Origin of the sequence: Pseudomonas sp. PB106, assembly GCF_009764645.1 — a bacterium.
GTDB lineage: Bacteria > Pseudomonadota > Gammaproteobacteria > Pseudomonadales > Pseudomonadaceae > Aquipseudomonas.
Map to the genome: position 1 here is coordinate 1 of NZ_RWIM01000124.1, position 16,739 is coordinate 16,739.

Consider the following 16,739-nt stretch of genomic DNA (forward strand, 5'->3'; position numbering starts at 1 on the left):
GCTGACGAGTGAAACGAGGCTGCGATCTTTTGATCTTTAACATCAAGATCAAAAGATCGCAGCGTGCCGCAGCTCCTACAGGGGATATGTGTGTGTGCCTCAGACGCGGAAAGCGCTGATCAGTTGTTTGAGTTCCACGACCTGAGCGGACAACGCCCGACTGGCATCTTCAGTCTGATGCGCGCCGTGGGCCGTGCGCTCGCCGGCGCGGTTGATCTCGACGATGTTCTGATCGATGTCATGGGCCACCGCTGTTTGCTGCTCAACGGCAGCGGCGATCTGCTGGTTCTGATCGACGATCATGCCCACAGCCCCAAGGATGTTTTCCAGCGCCTGCTGGACTTTTTCCGACTGCCCGACCGTGCCATTGGCCATCTGATGGCTGACACCCATGGCTTTCACCGCCGCGCCGACACCGCCGTGCAGCTTGGCGATCATCTGCTCGATCTCTTCGGTCGATTGCTGAGTGCGTTTGGCCAGGGTGCGCACCTCATCGGCAACCACGGCGAAACCGCGTCCCTGCTCGCCGGCACGGGCGGCTTCGATCGCGGCGTTTAGCGCCAGCAAGTTGGTCTGCTCGGCGATGCTCTTGATCACTTCGAGGACACGGCTGATCGACTGGCTGTCGCTGGCGAGTTGATTGATCACCAACACCGACTGATCGATCTCGCTGGCCAGCGCAGCAATACTGCCCTGCTGCGACTCCACCAGACCGCGACCGCTGATGGTCTCGTCGTTGACGCTGTGGGCGCTGCTCACCGCGGCGGCGGCACTGCGCGCGACTTCCAGTGACGTCGCCGACATCTGGTTCATCGCCGTCGCCACTTGCTCGATCTGCGTACGTTGCCCGGCGACCGCCTGATTGCTTTGCGCGGAGACGTTTTCAACCTGACCGGCCTGACGTTCAACTTCGCCGACGGTCTGGCCGACCCGTTCAATCAAGTCATGAATCTTCTTCACCGTGCCGTTGAACACCTCACCCAACTCACCGAGTTCATCGCGGCTATGGGCGACGAAATTGACGGTCATATCGCCCGCCGCGACCTTGTCCATCATCGCGCCGAGACGTTTAAGCGTGGTGCGGGTCGAGGCGTAGAAACCGCCATACAGATAGAAAATCAGCACAAACACCACCGACAAAGCCGAGGCTTGCAAGATCATGTGCGTGCGGTTCTGCGCCAGTCGCTGCTGCAATTGGCTGTCGAGGAATTTCAGCGAGGCTTCATTGAGCGCGTAGGTTTTGTCCATCAGCGCGGTGACCTGGTCGTAGAACGCCTGCCACGGTGCATCGAGGGTATCGGCCATCACCACTTGATCTTCGAACAGCTCGCTCGCCTGCTTCAGCGAGGCCTTGCTGTCGTCGGCCTGGGCGCTGAGTGTTTCGCGGGCGGCTTTGCTGGAGCCGAGGGCGTCCTGCAGTTTCAAGCCGTATTCCGCCTGGAGTTTTTCGATTTTCACCAGCAACTCATCGAAACGGGTACTGGAAGCACTGTTGAGAAAACCCTGGGCCAGCGAGTACGAACCTATCGCCCGGCCTTCGCCGACGGTCTGAGTAATGCTCGGCGTAATCAGCGTCACGAGCTCGCTGAGCTGACGGATATCGCCCTGATTGTCCCGACTCAAACCGGCCTGACTGGTGATGACCTGGCTGAAGATCTGCGCGCTGGTCACGAGTTTGCCGATCAAGGCGCTTTTGCTTTGCAGTGAGCTTTCGACCTGTTGGGCCTTGAACGCCGCAATCATTTCATCGCGTTTGCCATCGAACAGTTTGATCTGCTCGGGATCGTCGGTCATCGCCGTCAGACCTTGCAGGCGCAACAACACCGCTTGTTCAAGCGTGGTGATTTTCGCTTCGAGGTTGCCGGCCTTGCCCGACTGGCCAAGGGTGACGTTGATCTGCACCAGATTGTTCAGGGTTTCCAGATCCCGGCGCAGGGTCAGGCTGTTGCCCAGCAGGTCGAGGCTTTGCAGCTCGACCCGAGTGCCCTGGAATTCGCGATAGGAATCGCGCACCAGATAGAAATTGGTCACCAGCATCGGTACCAGGAACAGCACGCTGATCAAGCTGAACTTCATGCCGAAGCTCAGACGGTTCATCAGCGAGACGGCGGGATAGAGCAAGCTCTTCACTGGAAGTCTCCCTTGGTTTTTCTTGTTTTTATTGGCAGGCGCAGGACGAGAGCAGATAGCCACTATCGGGCGCTGTCTCTGTATAGCTCAAATCGAAGGGAGGTTTTGTAACTTAAGGTTAACAACGAAAAAGATCGCAGCCTGCGGCAGCGCCCACAGGAAACACACAATCCCAGTGTAGGAGCTGCCGCAGGCTGCGATCTTGTGATTTTTCTTGAAATCAGTGAACCAGAACCGTCCACAAGGCAAACCCGGCATACCACAGCACTGCCGCACGCAGCAGCAGTTCCCACAGACAATCGAGGGTGTTGATGCCGTCCGGCCCGACCGCTGGCGGCGGGATTTCCCCCGCTGCCAGACCGACCTTGTTGATCAGTTGCGCAGCGCTGATGTTCCAGTTGAGCAGTTCATGCAGCATCACCCGGCTGACCGCAACAAAGTTGCCGACCAGCGCCAGACTGGCCGCCAGCAAGCGCACCGGCACCCAATCAAAGGCATGGCGCAATTGCCCGGCGCGCTCGACCAGTGCGGGATTCTTGCCGTGCTCTTCGGCCAGTGCCAACAAGCGATAAGCCAACGCCGCCACCGGCCCGAGGAGGAAGTACCAGAAGATCACCGCGAAGAAACTCTGGTAAGCCTCCCAGAGCAAATGTCCCTGCACGCGATCGAGCAATTGCTCGCCGCTGTCGGCGCAGATATCCAGATCACGCTTGGCAACGTGGGCCGCCGCTTGCAGATCCTCGCGGCGCCACGCATCGCGAAACGGCCCCAGGCCGCCGAGCAGGTCGCCACGTCCCAGACTGTAAATCACCACCAGCAAATGCACTGGCAAGGCCAGCAGGCCGTAAGCCACCGGCTCCAGCACCAGCAATAACAAGCCGAGCAGCGCCACCGGCAGCAACACCAGAATCGTCAGTACCAGCCACGGCTTATCGGCCAGTCGCTGGCTGCTTTCGAGTTTGTGCAGTTCGCGGATCCATCCGCCATCGCGTTGAAGCCGATGGCGCAGGGCCGAAAACTTCTCGATCCAGACCGCCAGCAGTAACACCAGAAAACTCATTGTCCTTCCTCTTGTGCCAGGGCGGCGCGGTAGCGCGCCCAGTCGAATCCCGGGCCAGGATCGGTCTTGCGCCCGGGAGCAATGTCGCTGTGCCCGCAAATACGGGCGCCGGTGATAGCCGGAAATGCTGTTTGCAACTGGCGGGTCAGCGCCGTCAACGCTTGATACTGCGCATCGGTGAACGGCAGATCATCGGTGCCTTCGAGTTCGATGCCCAAGGAAAAATCGTTACAGGTTTCGCGACCCTCGAACACCGACACGCCAGCATGCCATGCCCGTTCAAGACAGGAGACAAACTGAGTAACCTTGCCGTCACGTTCGATCAGAAAGTGCGCCGAGACGCGCAGGTCGGCGATCCCTGCAAAATAGGGATGCTCGGTGACATCCAGACGATTCTGGAAAAACTCCTGCACCTTGCCTGTGGCGAATTGCGCCGGCGGCAGGCTGATGTTGTGGATGACCAACAGGGAGATTTCGCCCGCAGGGCGTTCATTGAAGTTGGGCGATGGGCAAACCTGCACCCCGTGACACCACCCGCTAGCGGGATCCAACTGCATACCGATTCCTTCAACGCCGACTGTGTTGGCGACCAGTATGCCGTGATCGACCCCTGGCGCGCGATCACTTGCCGCTATTGAGTCGGCGCAGATTGCCCAGCACTGACTCCAGCGCCCGATCAAACAGCAACGTATCGTCCAGCGCACGGACGGCGCCACGGCGCAATTCCAGAGCGAGGCTGGTACGACTGCGTTCGCGCACCTTCATCCCGGTACGATCGACAAAGATGTACTTGCCCGTCGCTTCGATGATGGCGGCCAGTTTGCAGCGCAAGCTGTGTTCGTCGTCTTCAGCAAACGCCACCCAACTGCCGAGCCGCAATTGCTCAACCTGGCGCAGACCTGCGTCGTCGTGAGGCAAACGCACGGAGGTCAGTTCCACCGAGCCCTCGTCAGCGGTCGGCAGAACGATCTGCTGCGACACTTCGATCATCGCCGTCGCTTGATCGGACTCCACCGATCGCTCCAATACCTTGACGTGCAGCGCTTCGAGCTCGCTGAAAAACTCACTGGTGGCGAACGGATCGAACGCGATACTGGTCAGGCCATCACGCAGCGACTTGAGCAAACCCGGCACTAGGGCCAATAAACGCAGACTGGACTCGGGATCATCATGGCGCTGCACGCTCCAGATCAATTGCTCCATGGTCTGCACATCGGCCTGCCACTCGGCGGACTGATCGCCATGTTTGAGGCGCGTCAGCAGCAGCACTTTGCTCCAGGCGTTCTGGATGAAGGTGACCACGGACGGCGGCAGGACTTTGCCCAGCAATGCCTGATTCAACGCCCGTTCGACCCGGCGCCGAGCCAGTTCGGTTTTGGCGCGGCCTTCTTCGGCATCGCGCAAACGCTGCTCCAGCAGTTCGCTGCGGCGGCGCTCGTCGCTGGTAAAGGCGAGGAAGTCGGCGAGCAGCTCGGAGAAAATCGCCGGGTCATCAACAAAGTCGCTGAGCAGGCGTTGCACCACTTGTTCGATGCGCACGTACAAACTGTCGCGCTCGGCACTGTCGCAGTCGCCCCAGCCCATGGCTGCATCGGCGATCTCATTGAGCAGGCGCCGCGCCGGATGGCTGCTGCGGCTGAAAAAGCTTTTGTCGAGCACGGCGACTTTAAGCATCGGGATCTGCAAGCGGGCGATCAGCGCTTTGAGCGAATCGGGCACGTTGCGGTCCTCGAGGATACATTCGAAGACCATCGCGATCAGGTTGATCACGTCTTCGTCTGCACCGCCGACGATCCGCGACTTGCCGCTTTTGACGCTGACCCGCGTCAGCAGCTGTTCGAGCTGATTGCGCAGATCGAAGTCGTCCTGCGCGGCGAGCGCTGGCACGTATTGTTGCAAATGCGAAAGCAGGCGCAGCAGGTCGCGCGTGGTGATCGGCTGGCTCGCGCTGCTGGCTTCCAGGGTCGGCGTCACGCTACCGCGCACATGCAACAGCAGCTCCTGCAGCGCGGCGAACACTTCCTGCACGCCTTCGTCGGCGGGCGTCGGCTCATGACTTTCTTCGCTGTAGACGCTGGCGGCCGCTCGATCCATGGCGCGCCGCGCCGGTGCCGGTTTCAACGCTGGCAACACGCCGGTGGCAAGCAGCAACTGGTTGGCTTCAGCGTAAAGTTGTTCGGTGTCGGCCAGCACATAGCGCTCGAACAGTTTGAGCAGGATCAGCTTGACCTTGATCTCCACGCCCAGATTGCGCCCGGCTTGCAAGAAGAACTCGCACAGCATCGCCGGACCGAGCGGGTTGTGCTGATCGTCGAGGGTATTGCCGAGCAAGGCATTGAGCCGCAAGGTCAATTGATCGAGGGCGAAACCATCGCGCTTGAGCACCCGACCGACCATGGTTTCGACCGCTACGCTGCGCTCCATGTCATCGGTGCGCGGCGCCGTGTCCTCGAACAGCAGCGTGCGCGGCAGCGTGTTGTGTGTGGGGTCGAATTGGGTGAGACCAACGAAGGCTTCGAAAAACTGCTCGAGAAATCCGCGCTCGATATTCTTGCGCTTGAGGCGCAGGTCGCGCATGGCTTCGAAAAAGATGTTCTGCTCGACGTCGTTGCGCGCCCGATCGGCCATTTCAAACAGCGTGTCGTCGGCGTTATCGAACAGTTCCTGCAAGCCGTGACGCAGTTGCTGCGCGGCCTTGTCGCGAACCTGAAGCAGAATCACAGGCAGGCGGGCGAGCGGCGAGTGATTCGCCTGATCGATAGCGCCTTTGTGCAAAGGCACCACTTTCCCGTCGTTGTGCATCCAAGCCTCCTGGAACGGTGATTCTTCGGACGTCAAAGCTATGACGTCAAATGCAAGGCGGATTATCTTGCAAAAGATGTCCCCGGCGCTATAGCCGTCAGGGTTTCCCCTATGTCGGCGCCCTTCCAGTGACCACGGCTCAACGCGGTTTGCTCAAACAAATTCGACCGGATGCAGTCAGGCACGCACGTTCTCGCCTTGGGTTGGCCGATCCCATGCCCCTATAATCGAAGCACTTTGTTTGTGGAGCCCGTTATGCCGAATCTACGTCTCGCCGATTTGACCGCCGAAATCGAAGCCAACGTGCGCCGTGCGTTGCTCGAAGACATCGGCAGCGGCGACATCACCGCACAACTGATCCCGGCTGAACGCCTGGCCAAAGCCACCATCATCACCCGCGACGAAGCCGTCATCTGTGGCACGGCGTGGGTCGATGCAGTATTTCGTCAGCTCGATCCCCGCGTTGCAGTGCACTGGCAAGTGGTCGATGGTGAGCGGGTCAAAGCCAATCAGCCGCTGTTTCATCTGGAAGGTCCGGCGCGGTCGCTGCTGACCGGTGAACGCAGTGCGCTGAACTTCCTGCAATTGCTTTCCGGGGTGGCCACGCGCGCGCAGTATCTGGCTGATTTCGTCGGGCAGACGCAGGTCAAACTGCTGGATACCCGCAAGACCCTGCCGGGCCTGCGCCTGGCGCAGAAGTACGCCGTCACCTGCGGTGGCTGCCATAACCATCGCATTGGCCTGTACGACGCGTTCCTGATCAAGGAAAACCACATCGCCGCCAGCGGTGGCATCCCGCAGGCGATCGCCGCCGCGCACAAGATCGCGCCGGGCAAACCAGTGGAAATCGAAGTTGAAAGCCTTGAAGAGCTGAAGGAGGCGTTGGAAGCAGGTGCCGACATCATCATGCTCGATGAGTTGAGCCTGGATGACATGCGCGAAGCCGTGCGCCTGAACGGCGGCAAGGCAAAACTGGAAGCCAGCGGTGGCATCAACGAAAGCACGCTGCTACCGATTGCCGAAACCGGGGTGGACTACATCTCGATCGGCGCAATGACCAAGGATGTCAAAGCGGTCGACCTGTCGATGCGTCTCAGCCTTTAAACAGCAGCGACAAGATGCGAGCTACAAGCTACAAGCCAAAGCGCCGTTGCTTTGACTTGTAGCTTGAAACTTGTAGCTCCTAGCTGCTCTTAGACGACAAGATTATTCATCTCGCAGTACTCTTCCCACTCGACGCCCAGCACTTCAGCCGCTTCTTTGTGCAGCACAAGGCGCTGCGCCTCGAACTCCTCCGGCGTGCTCGTGTACTTGAGCGTCAACTCCCACGGCTGCAGGCCCTGAGCCTCGGCTTCGTCTTCGAACGCCCACTGAATCTGATCTTTCTGATCATCAGGACTGAGATCCTTGATCTCTTCCAACAGCTGCGGCGCGTCTAGCTTGTACTTTTCCAGCGCTTGTTCGTGACGTTGCTCTTGAGTTAATTCGGTCATGGCGTTCTCGCTGATCGTAAGAATGGAGGATGGATCTGGATCATCAAGGATCTCTCTGACGCGGATTTGTCCGGCCTTCGGAACCATTCGGGATCATCTGAAAACTGCTAAGCGATGCTCATGCAGGCACCGAATATAGGACGTTTGCATGACGAATTACACGGCTCTTTACATCTCTCGCACAAAAAGTTGACCTGCGGAACATAAATACGTATTTCGAGTCATAGCGATGTGCCACTTCGGCACTCAACTTCGCTGTTCACAAGGAAAACCAGTGATGCGCAGCTTTTCGAAAATGTCCGCTGTTGTCTCCACCACCGCTCTGATCGCTGCTATGGCGCTTCCCGCGAGCGCAATGGCACTGGAGCTGAGCTCCAGCAGCCCGTCCTACGGGGACAAGTTTTCGTTGATTCACAACGACTACGGCAAAGAAGTGGTGATCCGCAGCGATTTCAGCGTCGATGAATTGAAAAAAATGCGCGACACCGTCAGCGATCAATCACGCCAGATCGAAGAACTCAAACGCAGCAGCGGTTCGAACTCCAGCTCCAGCGGCAAGGAAATCGAGGAACTGAAAAACAAGGTCAAGGAACAGGATCGCAAGCTTGAAACCCTCGGCCGTCAGGTGGAAGACCTCAAGCGCAACAGCGGTTCCAGCTCTAATTCGAACAGCAGCGAGATTTCCAGTCTGAAACAGAGAATCAACGATCAGGATCGGGCGATGGATCAGCTCAAACGTACCGTCGAGGATCTGAGCCGCAAGGTGAAATAAGGAGGATGGTGCCCGAGACAGGAATCGAACCTGCGACCTTCGCGTTACGAGTGCGCTGCTCTACCGGCTGAGCTACACGGGCGGTGGGCTAAACCTAGCACCGGTCTCAGGGTCCGGCAACTTGCTCCCATGATTTTGCCCAGACAAAAAAATGCCCCACCGTTTACACGGCGGGGCATTTTTATTGCGCTAACGCTTTGGGGTGATTAAACGCCCGAAGCCTTGGCCGCTGCCACGTCTTTGATGGACAGCTTGATACGACCGCGGTTGTCCACGTCCAGTACCAGCACTTCCACTTCCTGGCCTTCTTTCAGGATGTCGGTCACTTTCTCAACGCGAGCGTCGCTCAACATCGAGATGTGAACCAGACCGTCCTTGCCCGGCAGGATGTTGACGAATGCGCCGAAGTCGACGATGCGCTCAACCTTACCGACGTAGATCTTGCCGATTTCAGCTTCTGCGGTGATGCTCAGAACGCGCTGACGCGCCGCTTCTGCTGCATCCTTGGTTTCGCCGAAGATCTTGATCGAACCGTCGTCTTCGATGTCGATCGAAGCTTTGGTTTCTTCGCAGATCGCACGGATGGTCGCGCCACCTTTACCGATAACGTCACGGATCTTGTCGGTGTCGATTTTCATCGCGATCATGGTCGGAGCGTTGGCCGACAGTTCGGTACGCGACTGGCCAATGATCTGGTTCATCTGACCGAGGATGTTCAGGCGCGCTTCCAGGGCTTGGCCCAGTGCGATTTCCATGATTTCTTCGGTGATGCCCTTGATCTTGATGTCCATCTGCAGCGCGGTAACACCTTTGGCGGTACCGGCTACTTTGAAGTCCATGTCGCCCAGGTGATCTTCGTCACCGAGGATGTCGGTCAGGACTGCGAATTTCTCGCCTTCTTTAACCAGACCCATGGCGATACCGGCAACTGGCGCCTTCATAGGCACACCCGCGTCCATCAGGGCCAGGGAAGCGCCGCAAACGGAAGCCATCGAGCTCGAACCGTTGGATTCGGTGATTTCCGAAACCACACGGATGGTGTACGGGAACACGTCAGCGGCAGGCAGCATGGCCGAAACCGAACGACGGGCCAGACGGCCGTGACCGATTTCACGACGACCAGCACCACCCATGCGACCACACTCGCCCACCGAGAACGGAGGGAAGTTGTAGTGCAGCATGAACGGGTCTTTTTTCTCGCCTTCCAGGGTGTCCAGCAGCTGTGCGTCACGGGCGGTGCCCAGAGTCGCGACTACCAGAGCCTGGGTTTCACCACGGGTGAACAGCGCCGAACCGTGAGTCTTCGGCAGAACACCGACTTCGATGTTCAGCGGACGTACGGTTTTGGTGTCGCGACCGTCGATACGTGGCTTGCCGTTTACGATGTTTTCGCGAACGGTGCGGTATTCGATTTCGCCGAAAGCAGCTTTGACTTCGCTGGACGAAGGCTGGCCTTCTTCACCGGACAGCTTGGCAACAACCTGATCCTTCAACTCACCCAGGCGAGCGTAACGGTCGGCCTTGATGGTGATGGTGTAAGCCTGGGAGATCGCATCGCCGAACTCGGCACGGATAGCGCCCAGTAGTTCGGTGGCTTCTGGAGCCGGAGCCCAGTTCCAGGTTGGCTTGGCAGCTTCAGCGGCCAGTTCTTTAACGGCGTTGATCACCACCTGGAATTCGTCGTGAGCAAACAGTACCGCGCCCAGCATCTGGTCTTCGGTCAGCTCTTTGGCTTCCGATTCAACCATCAGTACGGCGTCGGAAGTACCGGCAACGACCATGTCCAGGCTCGAAGCAGCCTGCTGCTCGTAAGTCGGGTTCAGCAGGTAGCCGGTGCTTTCGTGGAAAGCAACGCGAGCGGCGCCGATCGGGCCGTCGAACGGGATACCCGAGATGGCCAGGGCAGCCGAAGTACCGATCATCGCAGCGATGTCCGGATCGGTCTTCTTGCTGGTGGAAACGACGGTGCAGACAACCTGCACTTCGTTCATGAAACCTTCTGGGAACAGCGGACGGATCGGACGGTCGATCAGTCGGGAAGTCAGGGTTTCTTTCTCGGAAGGACGGCCTTCACGCTTGAAGAAACCGCCAGGGATCTTACCGGCAGCGTAAGTCTTTTCCTGGTAGTGAACGGACAGAGGGAAGAAGCCCTTGCCCGGATCGGCTTGTTTTGCACCGACTACAGTCACCAATACGCTGACGTCGTCGTCAACGGTGACCAATACTGCGCCGGAGGCCTGACGGGCGATACGGCCAGTCTCGAGGGTAACGGTCGATTGACCGAACTGGAATTTTTTGATTACCGGGTTCACGGTGTCCTACCTTCTTTGTGGCTCTTGGGGAAAACGGTTTCTTGCGAATTCTTGGGCAATGTCGGGAATCGGCCCAACGCCTGTCCAGGGTAAAACGTGTATCCAGATAAAACTTGAGGCTGGGAGCCTGCAAGGCGCCAGTGGTAAACCACCGACGTCTGACAGACAACCAACCTCATAGCGCAATCGCTGATTAGCGACGCAGACCCAGGCGAGCGATCAGAGCGCTGTAACGGCTCACGTCCTTGCCTTTCAGGTAGTCCAGCAGCTTGCGACGCTGGTTTACCATGCGGATCAGACCACGACGGGAGTGGTGATCTTTACCGTTGGCCTTGAAGTGACCTTGCAGTTTGTTGATGTTGTGGGTCAGGAGTGCAACTTGCACTTCTGGCGAACCAGTGTCACCAACAGCTTGCTGGTAGTCAGCAACGATTTGAGCTTTTTCTTGAACGTCGAGAGCCATGAGGCAATCCTTTTATCAGGAAACTGTTTCAGAAAAACAGTTTCAACAGGCCAGGGACAAATCCCTGTATCTATAAATGAGTCGTGACCGTGCCTGTTAACAGCCACACTCGCCGACCTGCTGTTACACAGGCCGGTTCCGGTCATTCTGACCGAATCAGTCGACGTGGCGCGATGCGCCCGTCTTCGCTCACTTCACCGATACCGATGAAGCGACCATTGTGATCCTGGACCCGCACCATGCCGAACTTCGGAGCATCCGGGGCACGTACCGGCTGGCCGTTGAGCCAGTAGAACGCGCTCGCTTCCGAGAAGTGCAGCAACGGCCAATCCTGCAAGCCGCTGTCCGATGGCATCAGGAAGCGGTCAACCGCTTCGTTGCCGCCTTCGGCATGTACCGCTTCGAGCTCTTCGAGGGTCACAGTCTGCGCCAGGGTGAAAGGCCCGGCCTGGGTACGACGCAGTTCAGCGACGTACGCACCACAACCGAGTTGCTCACCGATATCCTCCACCAGGGTACGAATATAGGTGCCCTTGCTGCAGTCCACCGCAAGACGCGCAGTATCGCCTTCGAAGGCCAGTAATTCCAAGCGCGCAATAGTAACAGAACGCGGTTCGCGCTCCACTACTTCGCCTGCACGAGCCAGTTTGTACAGCGGCTGGCCATCACGCTTGAGCGCCGAGTACATCGGCGGTATCTGACTGATTTGCCCACGAAATTTCGGCAAAGCTGCCTCGACATCGGCGCGACCAACGGTCACCGGGCGTTCCTGCAAAACTTCACCCTCGGCGTCTGCCGTGGTGGTGGTCTTGCCGAGCTGAGCCAGGGTCTCATAAGCCTTGTCGGAATCGAGCAGGTACTGCGAGAACTTGGTCGCCTCACCGAAGCACAGCGGCAGCACGCCGGTGGCCAGCGGGTCGAGGCTGCCGGTGTGGCCAGCCTTCTCGGCATTGAGCAGCCAGCGAACCTTCTGCAAGGCAGCGTTGGAGGTGAACCCCAGCGGCTTGTCGAGCAGGATGATGCCACTGACGTTACGACGGATACGTTTGACCTGAGCCACCGAGTTACTCCTTGGTGTCTTCAGGTTCAGCAGCGACCGGATGCTGATTGTCTTCAGCCACCGCACGCTCGATCAACGCGGACAGGTGTGCGCCACGCACGACGGATTCGTCGTAGTGGAAGTGCAATTGCGGCACGCTGCGCAGCTTCATTTCACGGGCCAACTGCATGCGCAGGAAACCTGCGGCGGCGTTGAGCACCTTGATGCTTTGCGCGATGTCTTCAGCGTTGTCCTGCCCCATCACAGTGATGAAAATCTTCGCGTGACCGACGTCACGGCTGACTTCCACTGCGGTGATGGTCACCAGGCCAACACGTGGATCTTTGACTTCGCGACGGATCAGCTGAGCCAGCTCGCGCTGCATCTGATCGCCGATACGTTGGGTACGGCTGTATTCTTTTGCCATGATTTTGTTACCTGTTACTGCCCGACGGTGAAACCCGTCAGGTCTGAAAGCGGCAAACGCCCGGCCTGACAAAAGCCAGACCGGGCGTTGCGTTTAGAGTCCGGGTGATGCGCCGCACCCTTGAGTGCGGCCGACCATCACGGCTCCTGAAGTGCGCGAGTTAGAGGCTGCGAGCAACCTGAACCTTCTCGAAGACTTCGATCTTGTCGCCGACTTTAACGTCGTTGTAGCTCTTCACGCCGATACCGCATTCCATGCCGGCACGTACTTCGGAAGCGTCATCCTTGAAGCGGCGCAGGGATTCCAGCTCGCCTTCGAAGATAACGATATCTTCGCGCAGTACGCGGATCGGACGGTTACGGTGCACAACACCTTCGATCACCATGCAACCAGCGATCGCGCCAAACTTCGGCGAACGGAACACGTCACGCACTTCGGCCACGCCCAGGATGTTCTCGCGAACATCGCTGCCGAGCATACCGGTCAGGGCTTTCTTGACGTCTTCGATGATGTCGTAGATCACGTTGTAGTAACGCATATCCAGACCTTCCTGCTCGACGATCTTCCGTGCGCCAGCATCGGCACGCACGTTGAAGCCGAACAGTACAGCGTTGGAAGCCAGTGCCAGGTTAGCGTCGGATTCGGTGATACCACCTACACCGCCACCGACGACGCGCACTTGCACTTCGTCGTTGCCCAGGCCATTCAATGCGCCCTGCAGAGCTTCCAGCGAACCACGGACGTCGGATTTGAGGACGATGTTGAGCGTCTTCTTCTCGGCCTGACCCATGTTTTCGAAGATGTTTTCCAGCTTGCCGGCGTGAGCGCGAGCCAGTTTGACTTCGCGGAACTTGCCTTGACGGAACAGAGCCACTTCACGAGCTTTCTTCTCGTCAGCCACAACGCTCATCTCGTCGCCAGCGTCCGGGGTACCGTCCAGGCCGAGAATCTCGACAGGGATGGAAGGACCGGCTTCCTTGATTGGCTTGCCGTTCTCGTCGAGCATGGCACGCACGCGGCCATAGTTCGAACCGACCAGAACCATGTCGCCTTGGCGCAGGGTACCGTCTTGGACCAGAACGGTTGCAACCGGGCCACGACCTTTGTCGAGACGCGATTCAACCACAACACCACGGCCAGGAGCCGATGGAGTCGCTTTCAGTTCGAGAACTTCAGCTTGCAGCAGAACGGCCTCAAGCAGCTCGTCCACGCCAGTACCGACTTTCGCCGAAACCGGTACGAACGGCGTATCACCGCCCCACTCTTCGGAAGTCACACCGTGAACCGACAGTTCGCTACGGATGCGATCGAGATCGGCGCCCGGCTTGTCGATTTTGTTCACCGCTACTACCAGTGGAACGCCAGCCGCGACTGCGTGCTGAACGGCTTCAATGGTCTGCGGCATCACGCCGTCGTCCGCTGCAACCACCAGAATCACGATGTCGGTCGCCTTGGCACCACGAGCACGCATTGCGGTAAACGCGGCGTGACCCGGGGTGTCGAGGAAGGTGACCATGCCGCGTTCGGTTTCAACGTGGTACGCACCGATGTGCTGGGTGATACCACCGGCTTCGCCAGCAGCTACCTTGGCACGACGGATGTAGTCGAGCAGCGAGGTCTTACCGTGGTCAACGTGGCCCATTACGGTCACGACCGGAGCACGGGAGAACGTCTCGCCTTCAAACTTCAGGGACTCGGCCAGGGAGTCTTCCAGGGCGGTGTCGCTGACCAGGGTCACTTTGTGGCCCAGTTCTTCAGCTACCAGTTGAGCAGTTTCCTGATCAAGCACCTGGTTGATGGTCGCTGGAGTACCCAGTTTGAACATGAACTTGATGATTTCAGCAGCCTTGACCGACATCTGATTAGCGAGATCGCCAACAGTGATGGTCTCGCCGATCTGCACATCACGCACGACAGGGCCGGTTGGGCTCTGGAAACCGTGGGCGTTGCGCTTCTTCAGCTTGGCCTTGCCGCGACCACCACGACGGAAGCCATCGCTTTCTTCGTCGGTAGTGCGTGGTGCCACACGTGGCGCCGGCGCTTTTTCTTTGACCGAGGCACGATGCGGAGCGTTTTTGCGCTCGCCATCACCACCACCGCTGCGACGATTGTTATCGTCAGCACGTGGTTTGTCCGGACGGCGCTGTTCGTTCTGCTTGTTGCGAACTTCAGCAGACGGCGCTGGAGCAGCGGCGACTACCGGTGCGCTTTCGCGTACAGGTTCGGCAGCGGCAGCCGGCGCCGAAACGGCGTCGGTGGCAGCAGTTTGCGCAGCAGCAGGCTGGCGGCGCGATTCTTCTTCGGCGCGCTGCTTGGCTTCTTGTTCAGCCTTTTGACGGGCAGCATTTTCTACTGCGCGACGCTCATCCAGTTCACGCTTGCGCTCGGCTTCGATTTCTTCCGGGCTACGCTGTACGAAAACTTTCTTCTTGCGAACTTCTACGCTGATGCTCTTGCTACCAGCCACACGCAGGGTGCTGGTGGTTTTACGCTGCAGCGTGATCTTGCGTGGTTCTTCCACTTTCGCCTTGTGGCTGCTTTTCAAGTGAGTCAGCAGGGACTGCTTCTCACTGTCAGTCACATTTTCTTCGGCGGCGGTGTGCGGCAGACCTGCCTCACGCATCTGCTGCAACAGGCGCTCTACCGGTGTTTTGACCTCATCGGCCAGTTGTTTCACCGTGACTTGCGTCATGCACTTCTCTCCTCAGGCCGCGCCTAATTACTCGAACCAGTGGGCTCGGGCGGCCATGATCAACTTGCCGGCACGATCATCGTCAATGCCGTCGATGTCGAGCAGGTCGTCAATAGACTGCTCGGCCAGGTCTTCGCGGGTAATTACGCCGCGCACCGCCAGTTCCATCGCCAAATCCTTGTCCATACCCTCAAGCGAGAGCAGGTCTTCGGCCGGATGGGCGTCTGCCAGCTTTTCCTCAGTAGCGATGGCTTTGGTCAACAAACGATCCTTGGCACGAGCGCGAAGCTCGTTGACGGTATCTTCGTCAAAGCCGTCGATGTTGAGCATTTCTTCCAACGGTACGTAGGCAATCTCTTCCAGGCTGGTGAAGCCTTCATCTACCAGCACCTGTGCCAGGTCTTCGTCGACTTCCAGCTCGTCGATGAAGTTGCGCAGGATGTCGCCGGTTTCTGCTTGCTGCTTAGCCTGGATGTCCGATTCGGTCATCACGTTCAGGGTCCAGCCAGTCAACTGGCTAGCCAGACGCACGTTCTGACCACCGCGACCGATGGCCTGAGCCAGATTGTCTGCGCCAACGGCGATGTCCATTGCATGGGCATCTTCGTCAACGATAATTGCCGCAACCTCGGCCGGGGACATGGCGTTGATCACGAACTGAGCCGGGTTGTCGTCCCACAGCACGATATCAACACGCTCGCCGCCCAACTCACCCGACACTGCCTGGACGCGCGAACCGCGCATACCGATGCAAGCACCTTGCGGGTCGATGCGCTTGTCCTTGGAGCGGACGGCGATCTTGGCGCGCGAACCCGGATCACGGGACGCAGCCATCACTTCGATCAGGCCTTCAGCAATTTCCGGCACTTCGATACGGAACAGCTCGATCAGCATTTCCGGCGCGGTACGCGACAGGATCAGCTGCGGGCCGCGGTTCTCGGTGCGGATTTCCTTGAGCAGCGCACGCAAACGCACGCCGACACGGAAGGTTTCGCGAGAAATGATGTCTTCACGAGCCAGCAACGCTTCAGCGTTGTTGCCCAGATCGACGATCACGTTGTCGCGGGTGACTTTTTTCACGGTGCCGGAGATGATTTCTCCAAGGCGCTCGCGATAAGCGTCGACCACTTGAGCGCGCTCGGCTTCACGCACTTTCTGCACGATGACTTGCTTGGCAGTCTGTGCAGCAATGCGGCCGAACTCGATGGATTCGATCTTTTCTTCGACGACGTCGCCAACGTTGGCACCCGGATGCGTTTGCGCAACCTTGCTCGGCCAGGTCTCGATGGCCGGATCGTCGAGATCATTCTCTTCGACGACCGTCCAGCGACGGAAAGTTTCGTAAGAACCGGTGTGGCGGTTAATTTCCACACGCAGGTCAACTTCGTCTTCAAAACGCTTTTTGGTAGCAGTGGCCAGAGCCAGCTCCAGCGCTTCAAAAATTACGCTTGCCGGTACGCCCTTTTCATTGGATACCGACTCAACAACCAGCAGTACTTCTTTGCTCATCGTACGCCTCGCCTTTCGCAAGCCATTGGATCCGCGGGAT

General features: G+C 58.5%; 13 protein-coding genes and 1 tRNA gene. 2 read left to right on the top strand and 12 right to left on the bottom strand.

Annotation, left to right across the window (positions count from 1 at the left end):
- Positions 1-99: 99 nt before the first annotated feature.
- From EJA71_RS16740 to EJA71_RS16755, 4 genes are all read right to left on the bottom strand, one after another.
- The gene (locus EJA71_RS16740) at positions 100-2,130 is read right to left on the bottom strand and encodes a methyl-accepting chemotaxis protein (protein ID WP_158958573.1); all 2,031 of its coding nucleotides are present in this window, start codon (positions 2,128-2,130) and stop codon (positions 100-102) included.
- A 220-nt stretch (positions 2,131-2,350) separates the two neighbouring features.
- On the bottom strand, positions 2,351-3,190 hold the full coding sequence (ampE, locus tag EJA71_RS16745; RefSeq protein ID WP_158958575.1) for a regulatory signaling modulator protein AmpE: 840 nt from the start codon (positions 3,188-3,190) through the stop codon (positions 2,351-2,353).
- Positions 3,187-3,747: a 1,6-anhydro-N-acetylmuramyl-L-alanine amidase AmpD gene (gene ampD, locus EJA71_RS16750; protein ID WP_158958577.1), complete on the bottom strand. Its 561-nt coding sequence runs from the start codon at positions 3,745-3,747 to the stop codon at positions 3,187-3,189. The genes ampE and ampD overlap by 4 nt, the downstream gene beginning before the upstream one ends.
- A 64-nt stretch (positions 3,748-3,811) precedes the next feature.
- Complete coding sequence (locus EJA71_RS16755; protein WP_158958579.1) at positions 3,812-5,992, bottom strand: DUF1631 domain-containing protein; 2,181 nt, start codon at positions 5,990-5,992, stop codon at positions 3,812-3,814.
- A 255-nt stretch (positions 5,993-6,247) separates the two neighbouring features.
- Between EJA71_RS16755 and nadC the strand changes: the two genes are divergently transcribed.
- Positions 6,248-7,096: a carboxylating nicotinate-nucleotide diphosphorylase gene (gene nadC / locus EJA71_RS16760; protein ID WP_158958581.1), complete on the top strand. Its 849-nt coding sequence runs from the start codon at positions 6,248-6,250 to the stop codon at positions 7,094-7,096.
- A gap of 89 nt (positions 7,097-7,185) precedes the next feature.
- On the opposite strand, the gene EJA71_RS16765 is transcribed toward nadC, so the two are convergent.
- Positions 7,186-7,485: a DUF6388 family protein gene (locus EJA71_RS16765; RefSeq protein ID WP_150691829.1), complete on the bottom strand. Its 300-nt coding sequence runs from the start codon at positions 7,483-7,485 to the stop codon at positions 7,186-7,188.
- A gap of 277 nt (positions 7,486-7,762) precedes the next feature.
- Between EJA71_RS16765 and EJA71_RS16770 the strand changes: the two genes are divergently transcribed.
- Positions 7,763-8,257 carry a hypothetical protein gene (locus tag EJA71_RS16770; protein ID WP_158958583.1) on the top strand — a complete coding sequence of 165 codons (495 nt, stop codon included), beginning with the start codon at positions 7,763-7,765 and terminating at the stop codon, positions 8,255-8,257.
- Between the two features lie 6 nt (positions 8,258-8,263).
- Here the strand turns inward: EJA71_RS16770 and EJA71_RS16775 are convergent.
- From EJA71_RS16775 to nusA, 7 genes are all read right to left on the bottom strand, one after another.
- Positions 8,264-8,339, bottom strand: a tRNA-Thr gene (locus EJA71_RS16775).
- Between the two features lie 124 nt (positions 8,340-8,463).
- Complete coding sequence (gene pnp / locus EJA71_RS16780) at positions 8,464-10,569, bottom strand: polyribonucleotide nucleotidyltransferase (RefSeq protein ID WP_122595200.1); 2,106 nt, start codon at positions 10,567-10,569, stop codon at positions 8,464-8,466.
- A gap of 193 nt (positions 10,570-10,762) precedes the next feature.
- The gene (rpsO, locus tag EJA71_RS16785) at positions 10,763-11,032 is read right to left on the bottom strand and encodes a 30S ribosomal protein S15 (RefSeq protein WP_003197723.1); all 270 of its coding nucleotides are present in this window, start codon (positions 11,030-11,032) and stop codon (positions 10,763-10,765) included.
- Between the two features lie 142 nt (positions 11,033-11,174).
- Positions 11,175-12,092 (bottom strand): tRNA pseudouridine(55) synthase TruB, encoded by a 918-nt coding sequence (truB, locus tag EJA71_RS16790; protein WP_008088346.1) that lies wholly within the window; start codon positions 12,090-12,092, stop codon positions 11,175-11,177.
- A 4-nt stretch (positions 12,093-12,096) separates the two neighbouring features.
- Positions 12,097-12,498 (bottom strand): 30S ribosome-binding factor RbfA, encoded by a 402-nt coding sequence (gene rbfA / locus EJA71_RS16795; protein ID WP_007915259.1) that lies wholly within the window; start codon positions 12,496-12,498, stop codon positions 12,097-12,099.
- A 160-nt stretch (positions 12,499-12,658) separates the two neighbouring features.
- Positions 12,659-15,190: a translation initiation factor IF-2 gene (infB, locus tag EJA71_RS16800; RefSeq protein WP_158958585.1), complete on the bottom strand. Its 2,532-nt coding sequence runs from the start codon at positions 15,188-15,190 to the stop codon at positions 12,659-12,661.
- 27 nt (positions 15,191-15,217) lie between these two features.
- Positions 15,218-16,699 carry a transcription termination factor NusA gene (gene nusA, locus EJA71_RS16805; RefSeq protein ID WP_158958587.1) on the bottom strand — a complete coding sequence of 494 codons (1,482 nt, stop codon included), beginning with the start codon at positions 16,697-16,699 and terminating at the stop codon, positions 15,218-15,220.
- Positions 16,700-16,739 lie beyond the last annotated feature (40 nt).